This is a genomic window from Deltaproteobacteria bacterium (genome assembly GCA_016931625.1).
Classification (GTDB): Bacteria; Myxococcota; XYA12-FULL-58-9; order XYA12-FULL-58-9; family JAFGEK01; genus JAFGEK01.
Genome location: JAFGEK010000056.1, coordinates 20,584 through 27,616, shown reverse-complemented (window position 1 = coordinate 27,616; position 7,033 = coordinate 20,584). Strand labels below are relative to the sequence as shown.

The 7,033-nt window shown below is 41.0% G+C and carries 9 protein-coding genes; 1 reads left to right on the top strand and 8 read right to left on the bottom strand.

What is annotated here, in order from left to right; all coding sequences use genetic code 11:
- The 8 genes from JW841_05055 to JW841_05020 form a co-directional block, all read right to left on the bottom strand.
- Positions 1–125, bottom strand: a 125-nt coding sequence (locus JW841_05055; protein ID MBN1960293.1) for a hypothetical protein, incomplete at its 3' end; no start/stop codon positions are given.
- Positions 126–141: 16 nt separating this feature from the next.
- Positions 142–1,758 carry a 2-isopropylmalate synthase gene (locus JW841_05050; protein ID MBN1960292.1) on the bottom strand — a complete coding sequence of 539 codons (1,617 nt, stop codon included), beginning with the start codon at positions 1,756–1,758 and terminating at the stop codon, positions 142–144.
- A 184-nt stretch (positions 1,759–1,942) separates the two neighbouring features.
- A complete protein-coding gene (tolB, locus tag JW841_05045) occupies positions 1,943–3,280 on the bottom strand; it encodes a Tol-Pal system beta propeller repeat protein TolB (protein ID MBN1960291.1) in 1,338 nt (445 codons plus the stop codon).
- On the bottom strand, positions 3,277–3,981 hold the full coding sequence (locus JW841_05040) for a cell envelope integrity protein TolA (GenBank protein MBN1960290.1): 705 nt from the start codon (positions 3,979–3,981) through the stop codon (positions 3,277–3,279). The genes tolB and JW841_05040 overlap by 4 nt, the downstream gene beginning before the upstream one ends.
- Before the next feature lie 241 nt (positions 3,982–4,222).
- A complete protein-coding gene (locus JW841_05035; GenBank protein MBN1960289.1) occupies positions 4,223–4,642 on the bottom strand; it encodes an ExbD/TolR family protein in 420 nt (139 codons plus the stop codon).
- A 20-nt stretch (positions 4,643–4,662) separates the two neighbouring features.
- A complete protein-coding gene (gene tolQ, locus JW841_05030; GenBank protein MBN1960288.1) occupies positions 4,663–5,391 on the bottom strand; it encodes a protein TolQ in 729 nt (242 codons plus the stop codon).
- Between the two features lie 186 nt (positions 5,392–5,577).
- Positions 5,578–6,237 (bottom strand): hypothetical protein, encoded by a 660-nt coding sequence (locus JW841_05025; protein MBN1960287.1) that lies wholly within the window; start codon positions 6,235–6,237, stop codon positions 5,578–5,580.
- 127 nt (positions 6,238–6,364) lie between these two features.
- Positions 6,365–6,685 (bottom strand): RNA-binding protein, encoded by a 321-nt coding sequence (locus JW841_05020; protein ID MBN1960286.1) that lies wholly within the window; start codon positions 6,683–6,685, stop codon positions 6,365–6,367.
- A 121-nt stretch (positions 6,686–6,806) separates the two neighbouring features.
- Here JW841_05020 and JW841_05015 point away from each other — a divergent pair, with 121 nt between their 5' ends.
- Positions 6,807–6,977 carry a hypothetical protein gene (locus JW841_05015; GenBank protein MBN1960285.1) on the top strand — a complete coding sequence of 57 codons (171 nt, stop codon included), beginning with the start codon at positions 6,807–6,809 and terminating at the stop codon, positions 6,975–6,977.
- Positions 6,978–7,033 lie beyond the last annotated feature (56 nt).

The following is a 7,033-nucleotide window of genomic DNA, read 5'->3' as shown; positions in this document are numbered from 1 at the left end:
CCTAGGTCATCAAGATGTTGCGCGACACGTATCTTATCATTAAGCGAAAAGTTGATCCCCGCACTTTGCGCCCCATCGCGTAAGGTAGTGTCATATATTTCTACTTTAGGGACAAAGTTACTCATAAAATATTCCTCGTTTTTAGGCGTGCGATTGCAACGTTGCTAAATGTTTATTGAGTGCTGCCAAATATGCCTTAGCACTAGCAACGACGATATCGGTATCAGCGCCATGCCCAATGAGCATACGTGGTGATTCAGAATCGTGTTGTGGATTAACCGTACCGGTACTATTGTTATTGCTTTGTACTCGTACCAGGACTTCACCCAAAGCATCAATACCTTGAGTAACAGCTTGCACGTTGAATTCAATCAATTCACAAGGGGCTTTTACAATTTCGTCAATGGCTCTAAATGCGGCATCGACTGGGCCGGTTCCAACTGCTGGTTTTATTACTAATTGCCCATCAGGACCTCGCAAACGCACTGTGGCAGTTGGTAAACCCATAGTACCACAAGCTACTTGCAAACCATCAAGAGTCCATAGTTCAACGGGATGATATAGCTCGTCAGCTACTAAAGCTTCGAGATCTGCATCAGTAATGGTTTTCTTTTTATCGGCCAGATCTTTAAAACGCGCAAAAGCTTTATCAAGATCTTCATCATTAAGGGTATAACCCAAAGCAGTAAGCCGGTTTTTAACAGCATGGCGGCCTGAATGCTTGCCAAGCACTAGCTTGCTAGTAGAAGCGCCAACAGTTTCAGGGCGCATAATTTCATAAGTTAGATGATGCTTTAGCATACCATCTTGATGAATACCGGCTTCGTGAGCAAAAGCGTTTGCACCAACAATAGCTTTGTTGGGCTGAATTGCAATGCCCGTGCAACTTGAAACTAATTTTGATGCCCTTGTAATCTGCGTCGTATCAATACCATGTTTAAATCCAAGGTGACTTGCGCGCGTATGTAAAATCATTACAATTTCTTCAAGCGAAGTATTACCGGCGCGTTCGCCAATACCATTGATAGCTACTTCAACTTGACGAGCTCCTGCCATAACCCCAGCAAGACTATTTGCCGTAGCTAAACCTAGATCATTATGACAGTGTACCGAAATAATTGCTTTATAAGCACCTGGAGTGTTTTTACGTAAATGTGCTATTACTTCACCAAATTCAGTTGGTACAGTGTAACCAACAGTATCAGGTATGTTAATGGTGGTGGCACCGGCTTTAATAGCATAACCAACCGCTTCACATAAAAAATCAAGATTGGTGCGACCAGCATCTTCAGGACTAAACTCAACTTCAGCACCGAGACTGCAGGCGTAATTTACCATATCGCTAATACGGGCTAACACATCTTCACGCTTCATACGTAGCTTATGTTCTAAGTGAATATCAGAAGTGGCGATGAAAGTATGAATACGTGGATGAGCAGCTTCTTTTACGGCAGTCCAAGCTTTATCAATGTCGCCTTTAGTAGCACGTGCCAGACCACATATAATAGGAGGTTCACCGGATGGAGTATACTCAGTACCTTTATTTTGACCAATATTGGAAGCAATAGAACGTACAGCTTCAAGATCATCAGGTGAGGCAGCAGGAAAACCAGCTTCGATTACATCGACGCCTAATCGTGCTAATACCACCGCTACTTGCATTTTTTCTTGTGAAGTCATGGTGGCGCCAGGTGATTGCTCACCATCGCGTAGTGTAGTGTCAAAAATACGTACGTAATTTGGGTCAGTAATAGTCATAATGGCCTCATAATATAATTTTTGCACACCTTATAATGCCTACAAGACTAGAAATTGGTGGTAATTTTTAAGTAAAAATTTTTTCTAATTAGGGGGTGTCCCTAAAAAAGCAATATAGTAAAATAGGCACGATTACTCAACATAGCAACAATAAACGTATAGACGCATTGCGACGCAGATAATATTACTGGTAACCTAAACGTGGACCCCAGGCTGGCATTTCATACTCAGCTAAATCAAAAGAAACTCGACGTTGATTTTTTCCATCGGCATCCATAATCATGAGTTTGCGACTGCTTCCGGGAGCACGAGTAGAAATGAATACAATTTGATGCCCATCAGGTGAAAAAGAGGGGCTTTCATTATCTCCATCATCTTGAGTTAACCTGGTTATTTCACCAGTTTCAGGATGGACAATAAAGATATCAAATTTAAGACGCTCGTCACGTGCGGTAAATACTATTTGACCACCAGCTCGTGGTGACCAATTTGGTTCTTGATTATAATTACCTTGAAAAGTTAAACGACGCACTTCGGAGCCATCGGCATTCATGATATAAAGATGAGGATTACCTGAACGCGAACTAACAAAAGCTATTCGACGACCATCAGGACTCCAGGTAGGGGAAACATCTTGTCCCCAACTATCGGTAAGCCTTCGTAGATTTTTGCCATTAGTGTCCATTACATAGATTTCAGTATTACCGTCGATAGAAAGAGTTAATGCAATATGCTTACCATCAGGCGATACTTTGGCTCCGGTATTTAAACCTCGCTGGGATGAAATAACTTGCATACTGTTATTGCTGCGATCAAAGCGATAAAGATCAGGGTTACCCTTAAGGTAGCTTGTAAATAAAATAAACCTGCCGGTTGGATCCCAGGCGGGCAGCAAATTTAACACATCGCTATCAGTGATGCGTTTAGGATTACGACCATCTGCGTCACAATTGTAAAGCGCTTTGGCTTTACGGGTATTTTTTATGTAAGCAATTTTTGACGAGTATATACCTTCTTCACCGGTAAGCAGCATAATGACAGCATCGATAAATTGGTGACTGATATACGCGGTTTTTGTAGGTTTATCTTGATATACCTTATTTAATATTTCACGCTGCGAAATTACATCATATAGTTTTAAACTTACTTTAATATTTTTACCTACTTTTTCAACAATACCTCGTATTAATGCAGAGGCACCAACGTTTACCCAATTTTGATAGCGTGGATTTTGCCAAGTATCATTAGTGGCAACGAGGTAACTTGAAGGCGGTACAAGTTCAAGTGAACGCGCTAAATCTACATCTTGTTGTATTATCTCAGTAAGTTCAGCCGCTTCACGGGTAGATGATGATTTACCAACTGAGGCAATTTTGGGAGCAGCAATTGGAAATGGGCGAAAATTGGGGCCACCTACAATAATATGCAAACGTTGTGCACGAGCAGGATTAGCACTGCACACCAAAGCCAATATGAAAAAAAGATGTAATAATTTTCTGTAGTTATAAGTAATAAAATTCACAGTTTGAACTCCACTTCAATGCCATCATTTCGTACACGTTCACGCAAAGGCTTCGGTGGTGCAGAGACCTTACCACATAATTTGATAGCGCGTTCAACTGCTCGATCAAATGCTTTAAGACCAGAGCTGCGCTCAATTCTATGATCAATAAAAGTACCATCTCGCTCAATGCGAAGAAAGACACCAACACTACGATTTTTGATTGATTCTGAGTTAATTCCCATAATGTCATAGTTTTGTTGCAAGCAACGTACGATTTCAGTTGCATACATATTGCCAGCAACAGCATTTAAAGCATCAGTTACTTCACCATTGCTTACACCATCTGCACGACCTTCTGGTTCTTCGCCGGTTTGTGACTTCAGACGTTCTAATGCTCTGGCGGTTTGTGAAAGTTGTTTGATGCGCTCTTGTGCAGAAGGTAGTTTTTCTTGGGGAGTACTTGTTGCACTTGATGTTTTCGGCTTGATTGCCACGGGAGCTGTTTTAGCTGGGGCAGCAGCAACTTTGCGTGGCAAATAATGTGCGGGTCTTTCTTTGCCTAAGCGTACGAGTTTAGTTATTAAAATTTGTTCAGCGGCTTTTTTAGGTTTGGACTGAAAGCTAGCTAGCGTGATAGTAGTGCAAAAAAAGGCAACATGAACACCTGCTGAGATCACAATTACCCGTGATAAACCTTGTGAATTTCTGTTAGTTAGCATTAATTGCCCAGTATAATAATATTAATTATCATTATAAACTAGGGGATGTCCCTGAATGTTTCCCGTCGATCTTCACGAAATCAACGACTTGCGGCCCACGTACTCACAAAATTCTGCTTGCAATTTGCCACCAGCAAAATTCAGCAAAATTTTGCTGCGTGCGTGGCCCTCGTTTACGCGGCTTTCGTGAATCTCTCGGTCCAACATTACAGGGACACCCCCTCAATTGGTTAAAAATTCTTTAAGGTTTTACGACCGACACGGGATCTGTCACCATCCCCAGTGTTTCTACCCCAGCATCTTTCATAATAGCCATTACATCAACAACAAATCCATATGGCAATGCTCGGTCAGCATGTAAATAAATTTCGCGGTCAGCTTTTAATTTTATATTGTTACTTACTTTAGCTCGCAATTGGGCATAGGGTATTTCGACTTCACCTAAAAATATTTTTTGCTCGCGAGTGATGGTGAGTACTACGCGGTCAGCTTTAATGTCGAGGCTAGGAGCATGAGTTTTAGGCAAATCAACAGCAACACCTTGCTGAATTAAGGGGGCGGTAACCATAAATATAATGAGTAGAACCAACATTACATCAACAAGTGGCGTGACATTAATCTCCGACATCGAACGACCATGATTTTGTGTACCACCAGCCATGCTGATCTTTCTTAAAAAAATTAAAAGAAGTGGCGTTTAACGATGTTTAAGAAATCAGAAGAAAAATTTTGCATCTCGATATCGAGTACCCGGATTTTAGATAAAAAGAAGTTATAAGCGATAACTGCTGGAATTGCAGCAAATAGACCAAAAGCAGTTGCAACTAAAGCGCCGCCGATACCTGGTGCGACTGTAGCCAAGTTGGCGTTGCCTGCTGCTCCGATACTTTGAAATGAATTCATGATACCGATAACCGTACCAAATAAACCGATGAAAGGTGCCGTTGAACCAGTGGTAGCCAAGAATGGCACCAAGGCTTCAATACTAGTTAATTCTGCGGCGGCGGTACGTCGCATCGAGCGTTCTATGCTTTCAAGGTCACCAATATCAGTCTCAGTGACAGCTTTTTCTCCCTCGCTTTTGCCCGATTTTTTTATTTTAGCAAGTTCAATATAACCAGCACGGAACACTTGTGATACAGGGCTCGCCGATAAGGTTTCAGAGCGTTGATAAATGGCATCAAGGCGTTTTGAATTCCAAAATGAGTCGAGAAAAGTCTCGCTTTCACGATAAGCGCGTTTAACGCCTCGCCATTTAAAGTAGATAATCGCCCAGCTAATTACTGAAAAACCAAGCAAAATTACCAATACTGCCTTTTCGATCATGCCAGCATCCATAATTGCTTGCCAAAAGCTATATTCTGGAACGGCAGGACTTGTAGGGCTTACAGCGGCGCTCTGGCTGAGCATAACTTCAATGACGCGGATTGGCTGCATAGTAAATCAGTGGCTAACACAAAATGCTCGTATTGCAAAATGAGAATGAAAAAATATTAATGCAATATGCCCCCGCTCCCATTCGAGTGTCTGGCACCGGTTAGGTTAGGTTCGCCTGAGACTAACAAAAAGGTGTATTGAAAGTGCGTTTATTTGAAGTTAACGCTTATGTACCAAAGTTCTTTTTCCATTTGAAAAAAGTACTTCAATTTTGCCATCAAACAAAACACGAGTGACAAATCCCACTCCGAATTTGTCATGTTCAATCTGGTCATTATCGTAAAAGCTTACTCCCATTTGATATTTCTTTGCATGCGAAACCTTACTTTTCTTCATTAAACTTTGGTATCGACCGGCAACCTCTTTTGCTTGCTTGTTTGCTACTGGAGGTTTGACGCGATATGGGTGAATATTAGAACAGGTAAGGCATCTTACACGTTTTGGTTTGTCGCCTTTAGACACAATAATCTCATGTGCAATTTTATTAAGACAAACACCGCAGTATGCAATTATATAATCAGATGACTCAGGGCATGATTTCATATTAGAGGTCTCGAAAAATAAATTGTTGGTAAAATTAAATATTGACGGGATAGATTCATCATTTGTCATCATTGGCATCGCTGTATCCGGCATTTGCTCAATTGCAACTTCGCCCTTATAAACTAGTTTATCGTTTTTATCGCTTGGTTCTTTTAAACAAGCGATATCCTCAGTAAAATCTGGCAATTGCTTTTTTATGGATTTATGACGTTTGGCCCGTTTTTGCGCAGCTTTTTCTGATTTACGGAGCTCACGTTGGCGCTTCATTTGAGACATTTTAGACCTCATCGCCATTACAATTCTCCTTTAGAAGCCTTTGGCTCTATAAGCTAATGAATATATGCCAGAGGGTCCTTAATATAGGGCTTAGTATGACAAATAAGAAAGAAAAGATATTTGCGTTTCACCAATCTCTGCTTCTACCACCGTTATTGTTTTGTCTACCGCCAGGTCGAAAAGACCTATTGCCACCCGTGGGTTTTTCTTGTGCCTCGTTAACTTTTAAAATACTACCAGCCAATTTTCTTCCATTCATTTCATTTATAGCATTATTAGCGTCGTTAGAATTAACAAAGCTTATAAAACCAAAGCCTCGTGAACGGCCTGTATCACGTTCACTAATAATTTTTAAATCAGAAATCTCGCCAAATTGTGCAAAGGCTTGTCGAAGCTCATCTTCATTAGTATTCCAATTAATACCACCTATAAAAAGTTTCTTAGACATTTCTTCTCCAATAGATACCGTAGTTTCCTAACGGTGATTAAAACCAATCTCGAGTTTGCCTACAAAATTGTAGGCTTTGCGAAATTATTGGCTTGTTACAAATATCAGGGAGTGTCCCTAAATGTCTCACGTCGATCTTCACGAAATCCGCTACTTACGACCGCGTGCTCGCAAAAATCCTGCCTGCGCTTTGCCACTAGCAAACCTCAGCATGATTTTACTTAAGCGCGCGGCCATCGTTTACGCTGCTTTCGTGAACTTCTTAAGTCCAACATTTAGGGACACCCCCTAATTTTGCTACATTGTTTTTTAAAATCATACGCCTTACTTAATTATACACTCTAAATA